Origin of the sequence: Bifidobacterium choerinum (assembly GCF_002761235.1) — a bacterium.
Lineage (GTDB): Bacteria > Actinomycetota > Actinomycetes > Actinomycetales > Bifidobacteriaceae > Bifidobacterium > Bifidobacterium choerinum.
This window is the reverse complement of sequence record NZ_CP018044.1, coordinates 338,318-359,719: the sequence shown is the minus strand read 5'-3', so window position 1 is coordinate 359,719 and position 21,402 is coordinate 338,318. Positions and strand designations below refer to the sequence as shown.

The following is a 21,402-nucleotide window of genomic DNA, read 5'->3' as shown; positions in this document are numbered from 1 at the left end:
AAGGCCCGCGCCCGAAAGCGCCGAAGTCGCCCGTCACGTCCTTACACGACGAACCCCATGGCATACGGTTTCAATACACCCGCGACCCACCGCCCTCAACGGTGATGCTTATATCGCGCTAGGCAAGGCGCGCCCGGATGATCTTCAACGGCCGGCACGGGCAGCCGGAGGGAACCCGCACCATATGGCATTCAATTACAAGTTGCCTGCATCACGACGCCTGCGAACGGCCTCGGTATCCAGCCGAGCACCCCTCGCCGACGCCACGAGCGCCTGCAACTGCGCATCGTTCAGGACGGCGCGCGACTGGCAATCACCCGATTCCACACACAAACGGTAGAATCCCGGATAACCGTCAATCGGCTCCACCCACACCCGCGTCTCACTCACGGTCAACCACCCCCGTCTCGGTATCGAATATCGGCACGTCCTCGAACTCCGCACGCGGCCGCACCGCGACCACAAGCTGATAACCGTCCCACTGCGGGATACGGCCATCAGCCAGCACCGCATAACGGCCCGCGCCATCATGCGCGGGAACCGTGTACGTCGCGAAACGGCCACACTTGTACTTCACGCTGCCGGTTTTCGACGTGTACACAAACATGCACAGGTCGCCTGGCTGCAAATCAGCATTCGATTCAAGAATTTCGTATTTCACAACGACCTCCCCACGGCATACCCGAACTCATATGCGGTCGCAGTATGCTGATTCCCGTAATCATCGATGAAGCGATACGCCATTACGAACGCCTCCCACTGCGGGTCTGTGACATATGCATATTCGTCGCCAACAGAGAGCACGACGCGCCCGTAATGGTCTGACGGCCCCAACAACTTAAGCCCCTCGTTCCGTACGTCAATGTCAATGCACGCGTGATCTGCTGCGCTATCCGCGGCGGCAAGCACCATCAAACAGAGCCGTGGCTTCATGTCAGACGGATGTGCGTACACAGCCACGTCGCCCTCAAGTAGATCTGACTCGTCCTTGATGATTCGATACCTCATTTCACAGCCTCCTCGCCGCTACGGCCCAATAGGGCATCGGTGGTCGTCCCGAACAGGTCAGCGAGGATCAGCAACTCTGCTGAGCTGAAGCGAATCTTTCCGGCGCATTTTTGCGATACCGCCGACCGCGAGCAACCTATTGCAGCCGCCACGTCTTTCTGGCTCATGCGGTGATACCCCATGAGCCGCGCCACCATATCGCCGGTGTTCTGCTGAACTGTTCTACTGTTAGACACGCTAACATTAAAACACAGCTTCTGTATTCATGGTCTAACTCGGCGTGTCGAAGTATTACAAAATGCAAGTTTTGCTAAACTTCTGTAATATGACAGCAACAACAATAAGCCCACTGACTGAAGCGCAGTCTGGTGGTATGAGTCTGCAAGATGTGGTGACTCGTAATATAAAAATCGCTATGGTAATTAAAGGTGCGAAGCAGAAGGATCTAGCCGACGCTCTTGGCGTTAACCGGTCTGCGATCTCTCAGAAGATGACGCGCCGTGTCAACTGGAATCTAGAAGATATAGAAAAAGCCTCAGGCTTCTTTCATGTAAAGCCTGAGGCGTTAGTAGCGGGGCAAGGATTTGAACCTTGGACCTCTGGGTTATGAGCCCAGCGAGCTACCGAGCTGCTCCACCCCGCGTCGGCTGTTTTGCACAGCTCTCACCAATATACACGAGCGAATCCGAAAGTCAACCATCGGCGTGTCGTGACGTTCATGCATCGCAGTCGACGATGCCGGATCGGCGATGTGCGGCGCTTTTGCGCGGCCGTCGTCGTACATGCACCGTCGTTTGTTATGCCGTGCGCACATAATAGGAAACCATGCCTATCAAAATTCCCGGAGGCCTTCCGGCGCGTGACATCCTCGACTCCGAACGCATCTTCGCGCTCGAGAAGCCCGAGGCGGAGCGGCAGCGCGTGCGCCCGCTCAAGATGGTCATCCTCAACCTGATGCCGAAGAAGATCGAGACGGAGACGCAGCTGCTGCGGCTGATTTCGAAATCGCCGCTGCAGGTGGACATCGACTTCATGAAGACGGGCACGCACGAGTCGACGCATGTGAGCGCCGACCACCTCGTCAAGTTCTACGAGCCGCCGGAGTCCTTCGCCGACAACTACTACGACGGCCTCATCGTCACCGGTGCGCCCGTCGAGCATCTGCCCTTCGAGCAGGTCGACTACTGGGACGAGTTCAAGCGCATTCTCGACTGGGCGGCGAGCCATGTGTTCTCGACGATGTATCTGTGCTGGGGTGCGATGGGCGCGCTCAACTACCGCTACGGCGTGCGCAAGATCGATCTTCCCGAGAAGATCTTCGGCGTCTTCCCGCAGTATCTGCAGGACGAATACTGCTTCCTGACGAACGGCTTCGACGAGATCGCGCTGCAGCCGCATTCGCGCGTCGCCGCCGTCAGCGAGGAGGACATCGCCGCGAATCCGGACCTGCAGGTGCTCACCTGGGGACCGCAGTCCGGTCCGGGCCTCATCGCGACGCGCGACTTCTCCGAGGTGTTCGCGCTCGGCCATTGGGAGTATGGCAAGTACACGCTCGCCGAGGAGTACCGCCGCGACATGGATCGCGGACTCGACAACGTGCCGTTCCCGACCAACTACTTCCCGAACGACGACCCGACGATCGAGCCGCTGTTCTCGTGGCGTGCGCATGCGAACCTGCTGTGGCGCAACTGGCTCAACTGGGTCTACCAGATGACGCCGTACGACCTGACCGAGGTGCCGCAGCTGCGTGCGCAGCGCCGTCCCGGCACCGACCATGTCGTGCGCCATGCGCCGAGCTCGCCGCGCGAGGACGGCTTCCGCCCGTTCCTCGACGACGGCTACGGCCTCATCGTTCCGCGCGACTGAGGCGTTCCGGTCGTCCGACCGTGCGGCCGGCCATGTCCGTCGGCCTGCCGTGTTCGCTGTCGCATGAATTGCGACTGTGATATGGCATACAACGTGTTCCCCCGCGTGTCGCCTCGGCGGCGCGCGGGGTGCTCTCAATCGCTTAAGCCTTACGAAATGTTGATGATTCGGCATATGGATGCCATTGGGTACTTCCCGTCATCGATGTCCACTATCGGGCCAATAATCGCGTCTCAGTGGAAATCAAGGTCCAATACGCCCGCCCCGGCCGAGGTGATCGCCACCCCGGCGCGTGGGCGCAGACATATGAGGAAGACGAGGAGAGAGGACGCTGCAGAGCGCGCGTGATAGTGCATCCCGCACATGTTCGCACGCTGCTGAATCAACGCCGGCACATCGGTGGAACACCGCCGTTGCGGTAATCTTGCCGTCACATACGCGGTACGTAGTGGACATCAGTCGGATTAGACTGTCATCAGACAATTCGTAACATCAGGAGGCATGAATGGTTGATGCATTCGCCGCAGGCATCGTCACGCTTGCAGAAGAAGAGCCATCGATGCATATGCCGGGCATTGGCGATTTCCTTCCTCCGGAGATCCTGTTCCAGGGCACGCCGTTCGCGATCAACCGCATCATCTTCGTGCGCATCCTCGCCACGATCATCCTGATGCTCGTGCTGGGCATCACGGCGGCGCGCGCGAAGCTCGTGCCGGGCCGTTGGCAGGGCGCCGTCGAATGGATCGTCAACTTCACGAAGACGGACATCGTCTACCAGGTCATGGGCGAGGAGCGCGGCAAGCGCTACGTTCCGATGATCACGACCGTGTTCCTGACGCTGCTCGTCTTCAACTTGTGCGGCGAGGTCCCGGGCATGAACATCGCGGCGAGCGCGACGATCACGCTGCCGCTCGTCTTCGCGATGTGGTGCTTCTGCCAGTACTGGATCGCCGGCATCCGCGAAAAGGGCCTCGGTCATTTCCTGCGCGACGAGCTGTTCCCGAAGGGCGTCCCGTGGCCGATCTACATCCTGCTGTCCCCGATCCAGCTGCTCGAGCTGCTCATCATCCGACCGTTCTCGCTGACGATCCGACTCTTCGCCAACATGATCTCGGGGCATCTGATCCTCGCGCTGTGCCTGTCGGCGACGCAGTACTTCCTCGTCGACGTCGTGAACAAGGTGATGATGCCTTTCGGCGTGATCACCTTCGCCGCCGGCATGTTCATGTATCTCTTCGAGATGCTCGTCGCGGCGCTGCAGGCCTACATCTTCGCGATCCTGACGACCGCGTACATCAATATGAGCTATCCGGAGATCGACTGACCGCCGGCACAATTTTGTTGCATCAAGCAATGAACCAGAAAGGAAACAACCATGGATATCGTTACCCTCGCTGAGGTTGCGGGCAACCTGAACGTCGTCGGCTACGGTCTTGCCGCCATCGGACCTGGCATCGGTCTGGGCATCCTGATTGGCAAGACGATCGAAAGCACCGCGCGCCAGCCCGAGCTGGGTGGCCGTCTGCAGACGCTGATGTTCCTGGGTCTGGCGTTCGTCGAGGTCCTCGCGCTGCTCGGCTTCGTCGCGGCGTTCATCTTCCAGTGATCCGAATCGAGTAGCAACCCGAATCATCACTCGAGGACATGAAAGGAGGAGAACGAATCATGGACATGGCGGAAAACAATGGCGTCAAGCTGTTCCTTCCTGAGACCTACGACATCGTCTGGTCATTGATCATCCTGATCATCCTGGCCGCGTTCTTCTACAAGTTCTTCCTGCCGAAGTTCCAGTCGATATTCGATGAGCGCACCGCGAAGATCGAGGGTGGCCTCGCCAAGGCGGAACAGGCTCAGAAAGACGCCGAGGAAGCCAAGAAGAAGTATCAGGCGCAGCTGAGCACCGCACGCGTCGAGGCGTCGAAGATCCGCGACGACGCGCGAGCCGAGGCGTCGCACATCATCTCCGACGCGCGTTCGCGCGCCGAGACCGAGGCCGCGCAGATCACCGCCAACGCCGAACGCTCGCTCGAATCACAGCAGCAGAAGGCGATGGTCAGCCTCAAGGGCGAAGTCGGCACGATCGCCACGTCGCTCGCCGGCAAGATCCTGCAGACGCAACTTCAGGATTCGACGGTCCAGTCGGACATGCTCGACAAGATGATCGCCGATCTGGAACAGTCCGAAGACAACAAGTAGCACGTATCTGCAAGGAGGGAGGTGACAGTTGCAAGGAGAAGCATCACGAGTAGCCGATCGCGAATCGCGTGACTCGTTCGCCAAGAGGCTCAGCGCGTCGGGAGACGACGCGTGGGAGATCGGCAACGAACTGTTCACGATCACGTTCGTGCTCGACAAGAACCCGCGCCTGCAGCGCGCGCTGACCGATCCGGGCCGTCCGACCGAGGACAAGGTCCGGCTGCTCAACGAGCTGCTCGGCGGCAAGGTCCTTGACATGACGATGGCGATCCTCGTCGATCTCGTCGGCCGCAGCTGGAGCCGCGCCCATGACATCGACAACGCCGTGGAGGACTTCGCGGTGGACGCCATGATGTATCAGGCGGACAAGGACGGCAAGACGCTGCAGGTGTCGATCGAACTCGCGCAGCTGCAGTCGGCCCTGCTCAACCTGCCCGTCGTGCGCGCGGACCTTTCCGACGACGACGGACCGCTCGAGGCGCGCTACGAACTGCTGCACGCCCTCATCGACGACGCCCACTTCGACCGCATCACCGTGCGTCTCGCCGAGCACAGCACGCGCAATCCGCGCAACCGCCGGTATCTCGAGACGATCCAGTGGCTCATCAACAAGTTCTCCCGCCATATGGGGGAGTCGATGGTCACGGTGACGGCGGCGACCGAACTGAGCGACGCGCAGATCGAACGGCTCACGAAGATCTACACGAAGAAGGTCGGCCGGCCGGTGCACATCCACCTCGTCGTGGACAAGAACGTCATCGGCGGCATGCGCGTGCAGGTCGGCGACGAGGTGACCGACAACACCGTCGTCGCGCAGCTGCAGGCGCTCAGGCGCAAGGTGAAGGCAGGCACCGCCGAGTGACGCGGACGGCGCACGCCCCCGCGTCCCACGGGTCCGTTGTGGGGACCCACACGAATGTATACACAACAATAAGGAGTGATCATGGCAGAACTGACCATTGATCCCGCCACGATACGCAAGGCGCTCGATGATTTCGTCGAGGCGTACACGCCGTCGGAGACGCCGACCCAGGAGGTCGGCCACGTCGCGACGGCCGGCGACGGCATTGCGCATGTGACGGGACTGCCTGGTTGCATGGCCAACGAGCTGCTGACCTTCGAGGACGGCACCCTTGGTCTGGCGTTCAACCTTGACGCCCGCGAGATCGGCGTGGTTATCCTCGGCGATTTCGTCGGCATCGAGGAGGGCCAGGAGGTCCGTCGCACCGGAGAGGTGCTTTCCGTGCCGGTCGGTGACGGATTCCTCGGCCGTGTCGTGGACCCGCTGGGCAACCCGATCGACGGTCTGGGCGAGATCAAGAGCGAAGGACGCCGTATTCTCGAGGCGCAGGCCCCCGACGTCATGCACCGCCACCCGGTCGACGAGCCTATGTCCACCGGCCTCAAGGCGATCGACGCGATGACGCCGATTGGCCGCGGCCAGCGCCAGCTCATCATCGGCGACCGCCAGACCGGCAAGACGGCCATCGCGATCGACACGATCATCAACCAGAAGGCGAACTGGGAGTCCGGCGACCCGAAGAAGCAGGTGCGCTGCATCTACGTGGCCATCGGCCAAAAGGGTTCGACGATCGCCTCCGTCAAGCAGAGCCTCGAAGAGGCCGGCGCGATGGAGTACACGACGATCGTCGCGTCCCCGGCATCGGATTCCGCGGGCTTCAAGTACATCGCGCCGTACACCGGCTCGGCCATCGGCCAGCACTGGATGTACAACGGCAAGGACGTCCTCATCGTCTTCGACGACCTGTCGAAGCAGGCCGAGGCCTACCGCTCGATCTCGCTGCTGCTGCGCCGCCCGCCGGGACGTGAAGCGTATCCTGGCGACGTCTTCTACCTCCACTCCCGCCTGCTCGAACGCTGCGCACGCGTCTCCGACGACCTGGGCGGCGGCTCGATGACCGGTCTGCCGATCGTCGAGACGAAGGCGAACGACGTCTCCGCGTACATTCCGACGAACGTGATCTCGATCACCGACGGACAGATCTTCCTGCAGTCCGACCTCTTCAACGCCGGTCAGCGTCCCGCCGTGGACGTCGGCATCTCCGTCTCCCGCGTCGGCGGCGCGGCGCAGACGAAGGCGCTCAAGAAGGTCTCCGGCACGCTGAAGATCTCGCTGGCGCGCTACCGCTCGCTCGAATCCTTCGCGATGTTCGCGTCCGATCTGGACGCCGCGTCGAAGGCCCAGCTCAACCGTGGCGCACGCCTGACCGAGCTGCTCAAGCAGCCGCAGTTCTCCCCGTTCTCGATGGAGCAGGAGGTCGTCTCCGTGTGGGCCGGCACCCATGGCAAGCTCGACGACCTCGAGGTCGTCGACGTGCTGCCCTTCGAGAAGGGGCTGCTCGAGTATCTCGACCGCAACACCGACATCCTCAAGACGATCCGCGACACCGGCGACTTCACCTCGGACACCGAGGCGGCGCTCGACAAGGCCGTGGACGCCTTCCGTGAGACCTATGTGACGAAGGCCGGCAAGCCGCTCATCGACAAGAAGCCGACGCCGAAGGGCGTCACTCCGGTCGACCAGGAGCAGATCAAGGCCCAGGGCCGCAAGGCCAAGGACGCCGAAGCGCAGGAAAAGAAGTAACCTATGGGATCGCAACTCGCATTAAAGGGCAGGATCGCCTCCACAGGTTCGTTGGAGAAGATCTTCAACGCCCAGGAGATGATCGCGGCTTCGCACATCGCGCAGGCCCGTGAGGTGGCGCTCAACGCGAAGCCATACACCGATGCGATTTTCGATGCCGTCCAGACACTGGTATCCCACTCCCATATCTCACATCCGATCGTCAAGAAGGAGGGCGACAACCCCCGTGTTGCCGTCCTCGCCTTGACGGCGGACCGTGGCATGGCCGGAGCGTACACTTCATCGATCATCCGCGAAACCGAGGATCTGCTGGCGCGTCTCGACGAGGCCGGCAAGGAACCGGAGCTGTTCGTCTATGGTCGCCGCGGTGTTTCGTACTACAAGTACCGCAACCGCCTGCTCGCACAGACCTGGGAAGGCGATACCGAGAGGCCTGGCGTCGAAGTCGCCGACGCGATCTCCCGCGCGCTGCTGGACGCGTATATGCTTTCCGCCGACCAGGGCGGCGTATCCGAGCTGTACATCGTCTACACCGAGTTCATCAACATGGTCGTGCAGAAGGTGCGCGTGCTGCGCATGCTGCCGGTCGAGATTATCGAGGACAAGGACGCGCAGCGTCCCGACCCGACGGCAACGACGGCGATGCCGCTGTACGCCTTCGAGCCGAGCCTCGACGAGGTGCTCGACGCCGTGCTGCCGAAGTACGTGCGTTCGCGCATCCACGAATGCCTGCTCGAGGCGGCCGCCTCCGAGGTGGCGTGCCGGCAGAACGCGATGCACACGGCCACCGAGAACGCACGCGAACTGATTAACGACCTGACCCGCAAGCTCAACGCATCGCGCCAGGCATCGATCACCCAGGAACTTACCGAAATCATCGGCAGCGCCGATGCATTGAACAAGAAGGAAGAGTAGGAACGCGAAATGGCTGAGAAACAGACCACTGCGGCCACCGACACCGCCGCGGAGCCAATCGTCGGTCATGTGACGCGTATTCAGGGATCGGTTATCGACGTTGAGTTCCCTGTCGGTCACATGCCGGACATCTACAACGCTCTGAAGGTCGAGATCAAGCAGATGGGCCAGCAGGAGGAGGGCGAGTCGAAGGACGTCGTCATCACCCTCGAGGTCGAGCAGCATCTGGGCGATTCGACGGCGCGCTGCGTGGCGCTCAAGTCGACCGACGGCCTCGTGCGCGGCGCCGAAGTGCGTGACACCGGCGGCCCGATCGAGGTGCCGGTCGGCGACGTGACGAAGGGCCATGTCTTCGACGTCGCAGGCAACATCCTCAACAAGAAGCCGGGCGAGAAGATCGTCATCAAGGAGCGTTGGCCGATCCACCGCAACCCGCCGGCCTTCGACCAGCTGGAATCGAAGACGCAGATGTTCGAAACGGGCATCAAGGTCATCGATCTGCTCACGCCGTACGTGCAGGGCGGCAAGATCGGCCTGTTCGGCGGCGCGGGCGTCGGCAAGACCGTCCTCATTCAGGAGATGATCCAGCGCGTGGCACAGAACCACGGCGGCGTCTCCGTGTTCGCCGGCGTCGGCGAACGCACCCGTGAGGGCAACGACCTGATCGGCGAGATGGACGAGGCCGGCGTGCTCGAGAAGACCGCGCTCGTCTTCGGCCAGATGGACGAGCAGCCGGGCACGCGTCTTCGCGTCCCGCTGACGGCGCTGACGATGGCGGAGTACTTCCGCGACGTCGAGAACCAGGACGTGCTGCTGTTCATCGACAACATCTTCCGCTTCACACAGGCGGGCTCCGAGGTCTCGACGCTGCTTGGCCGCATGCCTTCCGCCGTCGGCTACCAGCCGAACCTCGCCGACGAGATGGGCGCGCTCCAGGAGCGCATCACGTCGACGCGCGGCCATTCGATCACGTCGCTGCAGGCGATCTACGTCCCCGCCGACGACTACACTGACCCGGCCCCGGCGACGACCTTCGCCCACCTCGACGCGACGACCGAGCTGTCGCGCGACATCGCGTCGAAGGGCATCTACCCGGCCGTCGACCCGCTGTCGTCGACCTCCCGCATCCTCGATCCGCGCTATGTCGGCCAGGCGCACTACGACTGCGCGAACCGCGTCAAGGCGATCCTGCAGCGCAACAAGGAACTGCAGGACATCATCGCCCTGATCGGCATCGACGAGCTCGGCGAAGAGGACAAGATGACCGTCAACCGCGCGCGCAAGATCGAGCAGTTCCTCGGCCAGAACTTCTACGTCGCTGAAAAGTTCACCGGCGTCCCGGGTTCCTATGTGCCGGCGGAGGAGACGATCGAGGCGTTCACGCGCATCTGCGACGGCGTCTACGACAACGTCCCGGAGCAGGCGTTCTCGGGCATCGGCGGCATCGACGACCTCGAGAAGAAGTGGCACAAGATGCAGAAGGAATACGGTGAGTGATCATGGCCGGCGCGACGATGGACGTGAATATCGTCTCCGCTGACCATCCGGTCTGGAGCGGCGTGGCGAAGTCCGTGCTCGTGCCCGCCTATGCGGGCAGCATGGGCATCCTGCCGGGACACGAACCGGTGCTCTCCGTCATCCAGGAGGGTCCGCTCGTCATCACCGAGCCGGACGGCACGAAGCATTCCTTCGAGGTGACCGACGGATTCATCTCCTTCGACTCGAACAAGCTGACCGTCGTCGTCGAAAACGGCCGCACGATGGCGAACCAGCCGATCGACGAGACCGGCATCCAGTGACCGGCCGACGACCTTCACGTCGATAAGGGCCCGGATTCCCATACGGGAATCCGGGCCCTTCCATATCCACCGGACGCCGCGTGCGCCATCATGCCGTTGTGCCGTGCCGTGTGTTGTGCCATGGCACGGCGCGCGGTATCGTGGTACCTCATGCGAATCATTGTTGCCGACTGCAGCGCCGAATACACCGGACGACTTCAGGCGACGCTGCCGCTCGCGCGCCGCGTCCTGCTGATCAAGGCGGACAACAGTCTGCTCATCTTCTCCGAACTGGGCTCGTACAAGCCGCTCAACTGGATGGCGGCGCCGTGCACGATCAAGGACATCACGCCGAAGGACGCCGACGACGACGCCGCGACGCCGGCGCCGCAGAAGGTCATCCGCGCCTGCGCGACGAAGTCGAACGACGTCCTCGAAGTCACGCTGCAGCACATCTACTCCGACGAAAGCTACGATCTCGGCGAGGACCCGGGGCTGAAGAAGGACGGCGTCGAAGACCATCTGCAGCGCTATCTCGCCGAGCAGATCGAACGCATCGGCAAAGGCGCCAAGCTCGTGCGCCGCGAATACCCGACGGCGATCGGCCCGGTCGACATCATGGCCGTCGACGCCGACGGCACTCATGTGGCGATCGAGATCAAACGACACGGCGGCATCGACGGCGTCGAACAGCTCACGCGCTACTGCGAATTGCTCAACCGCGACCCGCTCATCGCGCCGGTGCGCGGCATCTTCGCGGCGCAGACGATCGCCCCGCAGGCGCGCACGCTCGCGACCGACCGCGGATTCGAATGCCTGATCCTCGACTACGACGACATGCGCGGCGCCGACGACGATTCGCTGCGGCTGTTCTGAACCGCCGATATCGCGGCATGTGCCCGCGAATACGACGACGAACGGCGGCGGCCGCCTCCCGCTGATGGGGGAGGCGGCCGCCGCCGTTTTGCTGTGATATATCAGTATCGACTGTGCGTCAGTACTTCGCGAGGATGTCGACGACGAAGACGAGCGTCGAGTTCGCCGGGATCGAGCTGTTCCCCTGATCGCCGTAACCGAGGTCCGGAGGTACGACGAGCATCACCTGCGAGCCGACCGTCTGGCCGACGAGACCTTCCTGCCAGCCCTTGATCATGTTGCTGAGCACGGCGTCGAAGGTCTGGTTGCGGTCCCACGACGAATCGAACTGCTTGCCGTCGAGCAGCCAACCGGTGTAGTTGACGACGGCCGCGTAGGTGTTCTTGTCGATCTTCGGACCGTCGCCCTTGATGAGCGGCTGCACGACGAGCTTGTCCGAGCCCTTGTAGCCGTTCATGTCGATCGACGGCTTGCCGGCGGCGTCCAACGTGACCTTCGGCAGATCGGACGGAATGTCCTTGACCTTCTCGCCCTGCGCCTTCGTGTAGTCCTTCGACTGCGAGACCGGCGTCATGATCAGCATATACGCGTTGTCGTCGCCGGAGCCGTCGTTGATGCCGATGCCGATCGTCGTGTTGAGCTTCCTGCCGTTGAACGCCGTGTTCGCGACCTGCGCGAGCGTCGCGCTCTCCACATTGGTGACGACGTTCTCCGGATTGAAGACGAGCGAGCAGTCGGGCACGTTCTGCTCCCACGTCGTGGCGACCTCCTCGCCCGACTTCGCGCTGTACTGGGTGAGCTGCGCGCAGATGCGGGAGCCGCTCTTCATCGCGGCGCCGTCGCCGTCCTGCAGGATGGCGAGGCTGTTGTTCTCGAATTTGAGTCCCTTCTTGAACTCGACCTTCGGCTTCTCGCCCGGTTTGCCGGTCACCTTGACGCCTTCGAGTTTCGGCAGCGTCGCGCTCGACGAGGCGCTTGCGGAGCCTTCCGACGACCCCGAACCGCAGGCCGCCATGCTTACGCATAGAGCGAGCGCGCTGACGACTGATGCGGCGCGTGTGATAGAAGTTACTAGAGAAGTATGTTGCATAGCCACCAACAGTAACGCCTCTGCCCGATTTATCCGTCCGGAAGGTAATGGAGTTGTGAAGGGCCGCGACTTGTAGAATGGGATACGTGATGAACGACGGTCAAGAAGAAGAAACGCATGTGCCGCGCAGACATCCGGCGCCGTCCAGGCACGCGAAGATCATGCGCGGCATCGTGACGCCGATTTTCGGGCTGCTCGCCGTGACCTGCATCGTGTTCGGCATCCTCAACCAGACGATCTGGGAGCCGAGTCGGGACGTCACGGCTGTTGCGCACATGGACGGCATACAGTACGCGGTCATCGACCCCGGTGTGCTCGATCTGGTCGACAAGAGCGTGCAGGTCCGTGTCGAAGCCGCCTCCGTCGAGCCGGCATCCGGCACGACGGCATCATCGGACGATGCGCATGATGCGAACACGACCGACGGAGCGACGGCCGATACGGTCAAGGAACCGGCGACCTGCATCGCGATCGGCAGTCCGAAGGACGCCTCCGGCTGGCTCGCCGGCGAATCGTACACGCGCGTGACCGGACTTGACAGCTGGAGCGCGCTGTCGACGACGAATGAGCAGGCGCGCGGCAACGCCTCCACCTCCGATCAGCAGGTCGCCTTCGCCGATTCGGACATGTGGACGAGCACATCGTGCGGCAAGACGAGCGCATCGCTGCGGCTGCCCGACGCGAAGGCGACGCAGGTCGCGATCGTCGACTTCGGCGGCAAGGCTTCGGACGCGACGATCAGCATGCACTGGGTGCGTCAGAGCGTGCCGAACTTCGCATTGCCGTGGTATTTCGCGGGCGGTCTGTGCATCATTCTGGCGGTCCTGTCGGCGTCGGTCTTCGCGATGGATCCGGCCACGCGCCGCAACCGCTTCGCCAAGGTGGTCAAGCCGCGCAAGAAGAAGGAACAAGTCGAGGAGACGACGACGATCGCGGCCGCCGTCGCCGGCACTTTCGCCAGCATGAAGCCGCGCCGCCGTCCGAAGGGCGCCGACGGCAAGCCGCGCGGACGCCACGGACGCCATGCGGGCACCGCCGCGCAGGAGACGGAGCCGCCGCAGATCATCGATCCGACGTCACGCAACCTCGTCGCCGAGCAGACGCATCGTGTGGACGCCTCCGGGCAGCCGCAGGACACGTCGCCGCGCAGCACGACATCGGCGACCACATCCGACGAGGCGACGTCGGTCATCACGCCGGAGGAGCTGCAGGCCTACTTCGCGCGCCTCGTGCGTGAGGAGACCGGCTCGATTCCGGTCGTGACGACCGATGAACCGACGGGGACAGTCACGGAGGCGACGACGATGCAGTCCGACGATGCGGCGCAAGCCTCGGTGACCGTCGAAACGGCCGTCACCGATGATGCGCCCGACGCGACGACCAAGGATGGGTCGGCAGACAGGGACGGCGAGACGTCCGCCGACGCGCAGAACAAGGAGAACGACTGATGACACGACGTGCACTGACCGCAGCCACGGCTGTCGCGCTCGCGTTCGGCATGACGTGCGCGCTCGGCGCATGCGAGGGAACGGTGCCGACGGTGAACGCGCCCACATCGGCCGCGTCCGCGACACCCGACCTGACCGAGGCACAGGAGCAGCGCATCCGCGCCGACCTGCTCGCCACGATCAAGGAATGCAACGACACGAAGGATCCGACGAATCTCGCGCAGGCGATGAGCGGGCCGGAACTGCAGATCCGCACGAGCGAACTCAAGGTCGCGCAGAAGAACGGCAAGCTCGATCCGAAGACGACGATCCCGGACGACCTGACGCAAACCGTCATCCCGACCGACAACGGCTGGCCGCGCGCCGTCTTCTCGATCACGACGACGACCGAGGACCAGCAGTCGGAGCGTCTGCTCGTGTTCACGCAGGGCGACGCGCGCGAGAACTACCGCCTGTGGGCCGTCACGCGCCTGTTCCAAGGCGCGAAGATGCCGAAGTTCACGGTGCCGTCAATCGGCTCGCAGATGGGCCATGAGGACGACGGCAACCTCGTCATGACGCCGAAGGAGGCTGTGACGCGCTACGCCGACGTGTTGCAGAACGGCACGAAGAGCCAATACGCGAGCGATTTCGGCGACGACTACTTCCGCGACAACCTGGCGCAGCTGTCCGCGACGGTGCAGCAGGGCATGGAACGCAACAAGGGCACGCAGCGGCAGACCTTCACGCCGGTCGACGGACAGATGCAGATCATGCGCTCGTCGGATGGCGGCGACCTCGTCGTCGCGCAGATCGATTCGGTGTGGACGCGCGCCGCCGGCGAAGGCCGCGAATCGCAGCCGGCCTCGGACGCCGAACGTGCGATCTTCGCGGACGGCAAGGCGACGAGCACGATGAAGGCGACCTACGTCAACGTCGTCGCCATCTACATCCCGCCGGCCAAATCGGGACAGAAGGTGCAGGCGGTCGGCGCCGAACGTCAGGTCGTCAAAGTCGAGGCCGTCTGACGTCCGTCATGGACGCGCGGTTACAGCAGGACATACGAAAAGAGGCAAACAATCATGGCACAGGATTTCAAGCCGGGCATCTCGCTCGCCGGGGCGGTCGACCTCGAAGGGCTCAAGCATCAGACGAAGGCGGAACCGGGACAGGCGGGCGGCGCGCCTGCGGCCGGCGGCTACGTCATCGATGTGACCGAGAACAACTTCCAGGCGATGGTCGAATCGTCGACGACGTTCCCGATCGTGCTGCTCATGTGGGTCGAGACGGACGACCGCTGCTTCCCGATGGCGCGCGCGCTCGGCGACGCGATCGACGGCATGAACGGCCAGCTGCAGCTTGCGCGCGTCGACGTCGCGAAGGATCCGGCGATCGCACAGGCCTTCGGCGTGCAGGGCGCACCGGCGCTGTTCGCGCTCATCGCGGGACGTCCGATGCCGATTCTGCAGGGCATACCGACCGACGAGGAGCTTCAGCAGATCACGACGCATGTGCTGCCGCAGCTCGTGCAGGTGGCCGCACAGGCCGGCGTGACCGGCACGGCCCCGCACATCGAGCCGGCCGCCGGTGCCGACGACGCGCTGCCGGCGAAGACGCAGGTGCCGCCGGCGCATGCCGAAGCGCACCGCCTTGCGCAGGAAGGCGACTACGCCGGCGCGGCGGCCGCCTACGAGCAGGTGCTCGAAGCCGACCCGTCCGACGAACTCGCGCGCCGTGAACGCGCGAAGGCGCTGCTGCTCGCCCGTTCCGCCGATGCCGACGTGCGCGCCGTGCGCCAGGCGGCCGCCGACGCCCCGGACGACCTCGAGGCGCAGCTCGCCGTCGCCGATGTCGACATGATCGGCGGACAGATCGACGACGCCTTCGGTCGCCTGCTCGACTTCGCCGCCGCGCACCGCGACCAGATGGACCCGGTGCGCGAACGACTGCTCGAATACTTCCTGATCCCCGACGCCGGCGACGAACGCGTCTCGCGTGCACGCCGCCGCCTCGCGACGATGATGTACTGAGTCGATATACGGAAAATCGCATTGCCTGCAGGCCGTCATTCCATCGTGTTCGTGCCGAACGACTGTTGGAACGACGGCCCGTTGCGTGCGAGCTCGTCTTCGTAATCGTCGGCCCATCGCGTGAACGGCCGCCATGAGAGCTCATCGTTGCTGAACCGCGGCTCGTCGGTGATCTCGGTGACGCAGAAGCGCGGGATGATCAGATTCGTCACTGGCGTGCTGCGTTGCGCGGCCGCGACGACGAGGGGTGCGTTCGCGCCGCCGAAGACGTCGATGTTCCAGCCGTCGGCGCCGATCCACGCCGTATAGCGGTTCTTGATGATGACGTCGCCACCGCGCAGCACGAGCGCAGCGGCGACCTGCGCGTCGATGTCTCGCGACGCCTCATAGCGTGTGCCGCCCACCGACGGCCCCTTGACGCCGATCGTGGCGGTGCGGAATATGTCGCGATGCTCGGCGAGCACGGTACGCGCATCGAGGTCGGCGGTCATCGGGATGCGCAATGCATGCGTCGTCAGGCGCACGCGCAGCGCGTAGCGGTCGGCATGCACGAAATAGCCTTGGATGATGAGTGCGGGTGCGTCGCCGTCGTCGAATTCCGTGGGCATGCTCCTGCAGAAGAATCGACGCTCGTACTGGTATTCATCGAGCATCGGCATGCCTTCCCTCGTCATATCCATAGTCCCAGTGTAGTGCGCGGCTCGGGAGGGCCCGGAGGCTGCGATGTTCCGCATGGGTGTATGGACACGTAACGAGGCAAGGATATGCGGTCGCACGGGATGCGTCGATGCGTCGATACGGGGATGCGTCGATACGGGGATGCGTGTATAGTGGAGAAAGTGCAAACGGGCTTGTAGCTCAGTGGATAGAGCGTTCGCCTCCGGAGCGAAAGGTCGTGGGTTCGAACCCCATTAAGCCCACCAACGACCCCGTCCTGACCGGTTCAGGGCGGGGTCTTCTGCTGTTTCCGCGCCGGTTGCGATCGCCAGGGGGACGATGCGCGACGTTCGTGATCGCAGGAGTTCCGATTGGCGAACATGGCGGTCGTATGCTGCACCGGTCATGTTCGCGGACATGTCGCTTTGCGAACATGACCGGTGCGAATGCGGCAGGACGTGTTCGCAACCGGCCCGGTTCGCGAACGTATCGGGGAGTTCTGCGGCGTTCGCGTTCGCAAAGCCGGAGTCTTATGGCCTGCCGTGGCTGCCCACAACGTGGCCGTCGTGGGTTGTTGCGCCAGCGGCATCGTTATCATGCCGGAAGAGGTCCATATGCCGCGACGGGCGGCGATATGGCACATTTCCAGCTGATGCATCGATGAAAGGAAGCGTCATGTACGAAAATCTCAAGGCGATCGCGACGACGGAGGCTCCGGCGGCGCTCGGCGCCTACAGCCAGGCCGTGCAGGCGAACGGATTCGTCTTCGTCTCCGGTCAGCTCGGCATCGATCCGGCCACCGGTGAACTTGATGGCGTCGAAGCCGCCGACCAGGCCGCCCGCGCGCTCAAGAACATCACGAACATCCTCGCTGCGGCCGGCTGCGGCCTCGAGCATGTCTGCCGTGCGACGATCTATCTGCGCAACGTCGAGGACTTCGCCGCCGTCGACGCCGTCTACGCGAAGGCCTTCACCGGCACCGTCAAGCCGGCGCGCGTCGCGTTCGGCAACAACATGATCCCGAAGGGAGCCCTCGTCGAGATCGACGTCATCGCCGTCAGCCCCAAGACCGACGCCGCGGACTGAGCCGACTCCTCCCGCATCGAGGTCGGCGACCGTCGCCGCGTTCACCGAATATCCGCTGAGCGCACTGCATCGTCCGCGCATCCGCCGCGCGCTACAGTGTGCTCATGCGCATGTTCACGAGCTATGCCAACGCCGACGACACCGTGCTCGCCGCTGCGCTGCGCGAGCTCCCGCCGACCGAGTTCCTGCTGTCTGATGCCTCGGACGGCCGTGTCGGCGGCGATGGCCACGACAGCCGCGGAGGTCATGACGATCACGAAGAGACGCAGCCGATGCCCACGCTGACGATCTTCCCGTCCCGTCCGCGACAGCGCATCGACGGCTTCGGCGCTTCGCTCACGCAGGCCTCGGCCGCATTGCTCGCCCGACTCCCTGCCTCTGTCCGGCGTGCCGTGATGACCGAGCTGTTCAGCGTCGATGACGGCATCGGCATCTCGATGCTGCGCCAACCAATCGGCCCATCCGACCATGTGACGCGCCCGTACCGTTTCACGCGACATCGCGCCGATCCGCGGCTCGGTTCCCTTGATTTCTCGCCCGAGACGCGGATGATCATCCCGTGGCTCAAGGCCGCGCAGTCGATCCGCATGGCGAGCGACCCGTCGGCCGCGCCGCTCGCGATCATCGTCTCGCCGTGGAGCGCGCCGGCATGGATGAAGACGAACCGCTCCGTCCTCGGCAGACGCCCGATCATGCAACTGACCGGTTACCTGCGCCCGCGCATGTACGCCGTCTACGCCGAATACCTCGCGCGATTCATCGGACACTACCGCGACGCAGGTCTGCACGTCTTCGGCGTCACGCCGACGAATGAACCCGACTATCCGCAGTCGCGCTGGCCGTCGATGGCGATGACGCCGGCGCAGCAGGCGCGCTTCATCGCCGATTTCCTCGCGCCCCGCCTGCATGCCCACGGCCTGGACGACGTGCGCATCATCTGCTGGGACCACAACTATTCGACCGACCATTACCCCGATGGCCGTTTCGTACGCGAACTGTATGCATGGCCGTGCGCATTGCGGGCCGTCGCCGGTTCGGCATGGCACTACTACGGCGGCGCGTCGCGCACGATGAGCGACATCCATCGCATCTGGCCGGACAAGGGCATCTGGGTGACCGAAGCCTCGGGCGGCGATTGGGGACCACGCAACTGGGACGCCGCGCTCGTTGGGACCTCGGCGCGCGTCATCGCGATGCTGAACAACTGGGCGCAGTCGGTCGTGCTGTGGAACATCGCGCTTGACGAGCGAGGTGGCCCTGACTACTACTATCTGCGTCACGACCATCGGCATTCGCAAAACCGCGGTCTGCTGACGATCGACATGCGCAACCATGCGATCACGCGCAACGCCGACTACTACATCCTCGCGCATTGCGCGAAATTCATGCAGCCCAGCTCGTTCGTGCTCGAGCACCGGCTGGCGCACGCCGACGGCCTGCACGCGGCCGCGTTCCGCACGGCCGACGGCGCAATCGCCGCCGTTGTCACGAACGAACGCACAACACCGACGCCGCTGCGCATCGGAACCTCGACCGTGCAGCTGCCGCCGCGTTCGCTGACGACGCTCACAGGCCTACAGCCCGCCATCCGCACGCCATGAGGCGTCTACGACGGACGTATCTGCGTTGAGGGGGAGCATCTTCCGCCATATCGGCGGGTATGCCCCCCAGGAAGCGCGTCATTCCAAGGCCGTAAACCCCCGATACTTGAGGATTTACGGGAAGTTGCTCTCCCTCAGCGCAGATATGCTTCCACGGACGGCATTCGGCCGGGCGGAGGCCCCCATCGCGCAGTCGATTGCGCCGATGGCTGCGCGGTTTCGCCTCTTCGGGCAGCAGTTCCGCTCTCTCGGGCAGCAGTTCCGCCCTCTTGGGCAGCGGATTCGCCCGTCCGGGCAGCGGAGCCGTCCGTCCGGCCGCCGATTCTGTCTGCTTGGACGGTAGACTTGGTGGAATGAGTCCTGAAGCGTTAAGTGAACTTATCTATGACATCGCCCAGCAGCTTGTTGCCGACGGCCAAGCGGGCGACCTGACCGTCGATCTGATCCCCGACGAATCCAAATTCGCGGTCATGCGTCCAAAGGACCGCGCACACGGCGACTGGGCCTCGAACGCGGCGATGCAGCTCGCGAAGAAGGCCGGCATGAAGCCCCGTGATCTCGCCGAGCGCTTCGCCGCGCGTCTTGCCGACGCCGACGGCATCGAAACCGTCGAGGTTGCCGGCCCCGGTTTCATCAACATCACACTCGACTCGGCCTCGGCCGCGCAGGTCGTCGATCAGGCCCTTGCCGAAGGCGCCGATTTCGGCCGCAATGACCATCTGAGCGGCCGTACGCTCAACCTCGAGTTCGTTTCGGCGAATCCGACCGGTCCGATCCACATCGGCGGCACGCGCTGGGCGGCCGTCGGCGATTCGATGGCCCGTGTGCTCGAGGCGAACGGCGCCGACGTCGTTCGCGAATACTACTTCAACGACCACGGCGAGCAGATCAACCGCTTCGCCAAGTCGCTCGTCGCCGCTGCGCATGAGGAGCCGACGCCGATTGACGGCTACAAAGGCGCCTACATCGACGAGATCGCGCGCCGAGTCATCGCCGAGGCGGATGCCGACGGCGTCGACATCCTCAACCTGCCGCGCGTCGACGGCGGCACCGACGACAACGGCGAACCGCTTGGCGAAGGCGACTCCGCGCAGCGCGAGGAGTTCCGCAAGCGCGCCGTGCCGATGATGTTCGAGGAGATCCAGCAGTCGATGAAGGAGTTCCGCGTCCATTTCGATGTCTGGTTCCACGAGAACAGCCTGTACGAGGACGGCGAGGTCGAGAAGGCGATCGACGATCTGCGCGCACGCGGCGACATCTACGAGAAGGACGGCGCCACCTGGTTCGCGTCGACGAAACACGGTGACGACAAGGACCGCGTCATCATCAAGTCCGACGGGAACTACGCGTACTTCGCCGCCGACATCGCCTACTACCGCAACAAGCGCCACCGCAAGGACCATCCGGCCGACGTCGCGATCTACATGCTCGGCGCCGACCATCACGGCTACATCGGCCGCATGATGGCGATGTGCGCGGCCTTCGGCGACAAGCCGGGGGAGAACATGCAGATCCTCATCGGCCAGCTCGTCAACGTCATGAAGGACGGCAAGGCCGTGCGTATGAGCAAGCGTGCCGGCAACGTCGTGACGATCGACGACCTCATCGACGCGATCGGCGTGGACGCCTCCCGTTATTCGCTCGCCCGCACCGACTACAACTCGCCGGTCGACATCGACCTCAACCTGCTCGCATCGCATTCGAACGACAACCCGGTCTACTACGTGCAGTACGCGCATGCGCGTTCCTGCAACGTCGACCGCAATGCCGCCGCCGCGGGCATCACGCGCGACGGCGCCGACATGGCGCTGCTCGACACCGAAGCCGACGGCGAGGTCATCGCGATGCTCGCCCAGTGGCCGTCCGTGCTCGCCCAGGCCGGCGACCTGCGCGCGCCGCACCGCATCGCGCACTATCTCGAGGACCTTGCTGCCGCCTACCACAAGTGGTACAACGTCGAACGCGTCGTGCCGATGGCGCTCACCGAGGCCGAGGAACGCGCCGACGAGTCGAGCCGCGAGTCGACGCGCATCGCGAAATGCCCGGAGCCGGCGCGCGCCGCCGCACGACTGCGGCTCAACGACGCCGTGCAGATCGTCATCGCAAGCGGCCTTGACCTGCTCGGAGTCCACGCCCCCGACAAGATGTGACCTTCCGTGCGCCGATGTCCGCCCTCACGGTGGCGTCGGCGCACCGCATAAAGCCGCCGCGCACCTTGCTTGCCGTACCCGGCATGGGGATTTCCGCGCCCGGTGCGCGGCGGCGGC

At 63.9% G+C, this 21,402-nt stretch carries 21 protein-coding genes and 2 tRNA genes; 17 read left to right on the top strand and 6 right to left on the bottom strand.

The genetic code is table 11. From position 1 onward, the window contains the following. Positions 1-382 precede the first annotated feature (382 nt). The 4 genes from BcFMB_RS01375 to BcFMB_RS01355 form a co-directional block, all read right to left on the bottom strand. Positions 383-661, bottom strand: coding sequence for a response regulator (locus tag BcFMB_RS01375; RefSeq protein ID WP_157775009.1), 279 nt, complete (start codon positions 659-661; stop codon positions 383-385). After that, entirely contained in the window at positions 658-1,008 is a 351-nt protein-coding gene (locus BcFMB_RS01370; RefSeq protein ID WP_099720830.1) for a hypothetical protein, read from the bottom strand. The genes BcFMB_RS01375 and BcFMB_RS01370 overlap by 4 nt, the downstream gene beginning before the upstream one ends. Further along, on the bottom strand, positions 1,005-1,190 hold the full coding sequence (locus BcFMB_RS01365) for a helix-turn-helix transcriptional regulator (protein WP_472255914.1): 186 nt from the start codon (positions 1,188-1,190) through the stop codon (positions 1,005-1,007). The genes BcFMB_RS01370 and BcFMB_RS01365 overlap by 4 nt, the downstream gene beginning before the upstream one ends. 387 nt (positions 1,191-1,577) lie before the next feature. After that, positions 1,578-1,651 (bottom strand) — tRNA-Met (locus BcFMB_RS01355). A 182-nt stretch (positions 1,652-1,833) separates the two neighbouring features. Here BcFMB_RS01355 and BcFMB_RS01350 point away from each other — a divergent pair. The 10 genes from BcFMB_RS01350 to nucS all read left to right on the top strand — a co-directional run bounded on the left by BcFMB_RS01350 (position 1,834) and on the right by nucS (position 11,244). Beyond that, complete coding sequence (locus tag BcFMB_RS01350; protein ID WP_024540252.1) at positions 1,834-2,874, top strand: homoserine O-succinyltransferase; 1,041 nt, start codon at positions 1,834-1,836, stop codon at positions 2,872-2,874. Positions 2,875-3,379: 505 nt separating this feature from the next. Further along, the gene (gene atpB / locus BcFMB_RS01345; RefSeq protein WP_024540253.1) at positions 3,380-4,198 is read left to right on the top strand and encodes a F0F1 ATP synthase subunit A; all 819 of its coding nucleotides are present in this window, start codon (positions 3,380-3,382) and stop codon (positions 4,196-4,198) included. Positions 4,199-4,249: 51 nt separating this feature from the next. After that, complete coding sequence (atpE, locus tag BcFMB_RS01340) at positions 4,250-4,480, top strand: ATP synthase F0 subunit C (RefSeq protein ID WP_004219171.1); 231 nt, start codon at positions 4,250-4,252, stop codon at positions 4,478-4,480. Positions 4,481-4,539: 59 nt separating this feature from the next. After that, positions 4,540-5,070, top strand: coding sequence for a F0F1 ATP synthase subunit B (locus BcFMB_RS01335; RefSeq protein WP_024540254.1), 531 nt, complete (start codon positions 4,540-4,542; stop codon positions 5,068-5,070). Between the two features lie 28 nt (positions 5,071-5,098). Next, positions 5,099-5,932 carry a F0F1 ATP synthase subunit delta gene (locus tag BcFMB_RS01330; RefSeq protein WP_024540255.1) on the top strand — a complete coding sequence of 278 codons (834 nt, stop codon included), beginning with the start codon at positions 5,099-5,101 and terminating at the stop codon, positions 5,930-5,932. 81 nt (positions 5,933-6,013) lie between these two features. Next, a complete protein-coding gene (gene atpA, locus BcFMB_RS01325; protein WP_024540256.1) occupies positions 6,014-7,675 on the top strand; it encodes a F0F1 ATP synthase subunit alpha in 1,662 nt (553 codons plus the stop codon). 3 nt (positions 7,676-7,678) lie between these two features. Further along, entirely contained in the window at positions 7,679-8,590 is a 912-nt protein-coding gene (locus BcFMB_RS01320; protein ID WP_099720828.1) for a F0F1 ATP synthase subunit gamma, read from the top strand. A 9-nt stretch (positions 8,591-8,599) separates the two neighbouring features. Continuing rightward, positions 8,600-10,087 (top strand): F0F1 ATP synthase subunit beta, encoded by a 1,488-nt coding sequence (atpD, locus tag BcFMB_RS01315; RefSeq protein ID WP_099720827.1) that lies wholly within the window; start codon positions 8,600-8,602, stop codon positions 10,085-10,087. A 2-nt stretch (positions 10,088-10,089) separates the two neighbouring features. Further along, complete coding sequence (locus BcFMB_RS01310) at positions 10,090-10,389, top strand: F0F1 ATP synthase subunit epsilon (RefSeq protein ID WP_099721674.1); 300 nt, start codon at positions 10,090-10,092, stop codon at positions 10,387-10,389. Positions 10,390-10,539: 150 nt separating this feature from the next. Further along, positions 10,540-11,244 carry an endonuclease NucS gene (nucS, locus tag BcFMB_RS01305; RefSeq protein WP_024540260.1) on the top strand — a complete coding sequence of 235 codons (705 nt, stop codon included), beginning with the start codon at positions 10,540-10,542 and terminating at the stop codon, positions 11,242-11,244. Positions 11,245-11,362: 118 nt separating this feature from the next. Here the strand turns inward: nucS and BcFMB_RS01300 are convergent, their stop codons facing one another. Beyond that, positions 11,363-12,334, bottom strand: a complete 972-nt coding sequence (locus BcFMB_RS01300; protein WP_099720826.1) for an FKBP-type peptidyl-prolyl cis-trans isomerase — start codon at positions 12,332-12,334, stop codon at positions 11,363-11,365. 89 nt (positions 12,335-12,423) lie between these two features. Between BcFMB_RS01300 and BcFMB_RS01295 the strand changes: the two genes are divergently transcribed. Genes BcFMB_RS01295 through BcFMB_RS01285 form a run of 3 tightly spaced genes read left to right on the top strand, consistent with a single transcriptional unit; the run spans position 12,424 to position 15,791 of the window. Continuing rightward, a complete protein-coding gene (locus BcFMB_RS01295) occupies positions 12,424-13,782 on the top strand; it encodes a GTPase (RefSeq protein WP_232513830.1) in 1,359 nt (452 codons plus the stop codon). Then, positions 13,782-14,789: a DUF8094 domain-containing protein gene (locus BcFMB_RS01290; RefSeq protein ID WP_099720825.1), complete on the top strand. Its 1,008-nt coding sequence runs from the start codon at positions 13,782-13,784 to the stop codon at positions 14,787-14,789. Before BcFMB_RS01295 ends, BcFMB_RS01290 begins: the two co-directional genes overlap by 1 nt. 54 nt (positions 14,790-14,843) lie before the next feature. Then, positions 14,844-15,791: a tetratricopeptide repeat protein gene (locus BcFMB_RS01285; RefSeq protein ID WP_099720824.1), complete on the top strand. Its 948-nt coding sequence runs from the start codon at positions 14,844-14,846 to the stop codon at positions 15,789-15,791. A gap of 35 nt (positions 15,792-15,826) precedes the next feature. On the opposite strand, the gene BcFMB_RS01280 is transcribed toward BcFMB_RS01285, so the two are convergent. Next, on the bottom strand, positions 15,827-16,465 hold the full coding sequence (locus tag BcFMB_RS01280) for a CYTH domain-containing protein (protein WP_232513896.1): 639 nt from the start codon (positions 16,463-16,465) through the stop codon (positions 15,827-15,829). A gap of 173 nt (positions 16,466-16,638) precedes the next feature. Between BcFMB_RS01280 and BcFMB_RS01275 the strand changes: the two genes are divergently transcribed. The 4 genes from BcFMB_RS01275 to argS all read left to right on the top strand — a co-directional run bounded on the left by BcFMB_RS01275 (position 16,639) and on the right by argS (position 21,285). Continuing rightward, positions 16,639-16,714 (top strand) — tRNA-Arg (locus BcFMB_RS01275). Positions 16,715-17,123: 409 nt separating this feature from the next. Next, positions 17,124-17,534, top strand: a complete 411-nt coding sequence (locus BcFMB_RS01270) for a Rid family detoxifying hydrolase (protein WP_024540266.1) — start codon at positions 17,124-17,126, stop codon at positions 17,532-17,534. 110 nt (positions 17,535-17,644) lie between these two features. Beyond that, positions 17,645-19,135, top strand: a complete 1,491-nt coding sequence (locus tag BcFMB_RS01265) for a glycoside hydrolase family 30 protein (protein WP_198405429.1) — start codon at positions 17,645-17,647, stop codon at positions 19,133-19,135. Between the two features lie 353 nt (positions 19,136-19,488). Beyond that, positions 19,489-21,285 (top strand): arginine--tRNA ligase, encoded by a 1,797-nt coding sequence (argS, locus tag BcFMB_RS01255; protein ID WP_099720821.1) that lies wholly within the window; start codon positions 19,489-19,491, stop codon positions 21,283-21,285. Positions 21,286-21,402 lie beyond the last annotated feature (117 nt).

What these genes read in the sequence shown, in the direction of transcription:
- BcFMB_RS01370 (WP_099720830.1), bottom strand. Translation starts at nt 1,008, where the DNA reads ATGAGGTATCGAATCATCAAGGACGAGTCAGATCTACTTGAGGGCGAC.
- BcFMB_RS01365 (WP_472255914.1), bottom strand. Translation starts at nt 1,190, where the DNA reads ATGGGGTATCACCGCATGAGCCAGAAAGACGTGGCGGCTGCAATAGGT.
- BcFMB_RS01350 (WP_024540252.1), top strand. Translation starts at nt 1,834, where the DNA reads ATGCCTATCAAAATTCCCGGAGGCCTTCCGGCGCGTGACATCCTCGAC.
- atpB (WP_024540253.1), top strand. Translation starts at nt 3,380, where the DNA reads ATGGTTGATGCATTCGCCGCAGGCATCGTCACGCTTGCAGAAGAAGAG.
- atpE (WP_004219171.1), top strand. Translation starts at nt 4,250, where the DNA reads ATGGATATCGTTACCCTCGCTGAGGTTGCGGGCAACCTGAACGTCGTC.
- BcFMB_RS01335 (WP_024540254.1), top strand. Translation starts at nt 4,540, where the DNA reads ATGGACATGGCGGAAAACAATGGCGTCAAGCTGTTCCTTCCTGAGACC.
- atpA (WP_024540256.1), top strand. Translation starts at nt 6,014, where the DNA reads ATGGCAGAACTGACCATTGATCCCGCCACGATACGCAAGGCGCTCGAT.
- BcFMB_RS01320 (WP_099720828.1), top strand. Translation starts at nt 7,679, where the DNA reads ATGGGATCGCAACTCGCATTAAAGGGCAGGATCGCCTCCACAGGTTCG.
- atpD (WP_099720827.1), top strand. Translation starts at nt 8,600, where the DNA reads ATGGCTGAGAAACAGACCACTGCGGCCACCGACACCGCCGCGGAGCCA.
- BcFMB_RS01310 (WP_099721674.1), top strand. Translation starts at nt 10,090, where the DNA reads ATGGCCGGCGCGACGATGGACGTGAATATCGTCTCCGCTGACCATCCG.
- nucS (WP_024540260.1), top strand. Translation starts at nt 10,540, where the DNA reads ATGCGAATCATTGTTGCCGACTGCAGCGCCGAATACACCGGACGACTT.
- BcFMB_RS01300 (WP_099720826.1), bottom strand. Translation starts at nt 12,334, where the DNA reads ATGCAACATACTTCTCTAGTAACTTCTATCACACGCGCCGCATCAGTC.
- BcFMB_RS01295 (WP_232513830.1), top strand. Translation starts at nt 12,424, where the DNA reads ATGAACGACGGTCAAGAAGAAGAAACGCATGTGCCGCGCAGACATCCG.
- BcFMB_RS01290 (WP_099720825.1), top strand. Translation starts at nt 13,782, where the DNA reads ATGACACGACGTGCACTGACCGCAGCCACGGCTGTCGCGCTCGCGTTC.
- BcFMB_RS01285 (WP_099720824.1), top strand. Translation starts at nt 14,844, where the DNA reads ATGGCACAGGATTTCAAGCCGGGCATCTCGCTCGCCGGGGCGGTCGAC.
- BcFMB_RS01280 (WP_232513896.1), bottom strand. Translation starts at nt 16,465, where the DNA reads ATGACGAGGGAAGGCATGCCGATGCTCGATGAATACCAGTACGAGCGT.
- BcFMB_RS01270 (WP_024540266.1), top strand. Translation starts at nt 17,124, where the DNA reads ATGTACGAAAATCTCAAGGCGATCGCGACGACGGAGGCTCCGGCGGCG.
- BcFMB_RS01265 (WP_198405429.1), top strand. Translation starts at nt 17,645, where the DNA reads ATGTTCACGAGCTATGCCAACGCCGACGACACCGTGCTCGCCGCTGCG.
- argS (WP_099720821.1), top strand. Translation starts at nt 19,489, where the DNA reads ATGAGTCCTGAAGCGTTAAGTGAACTTATCTATGACATCGCCCAGCAG.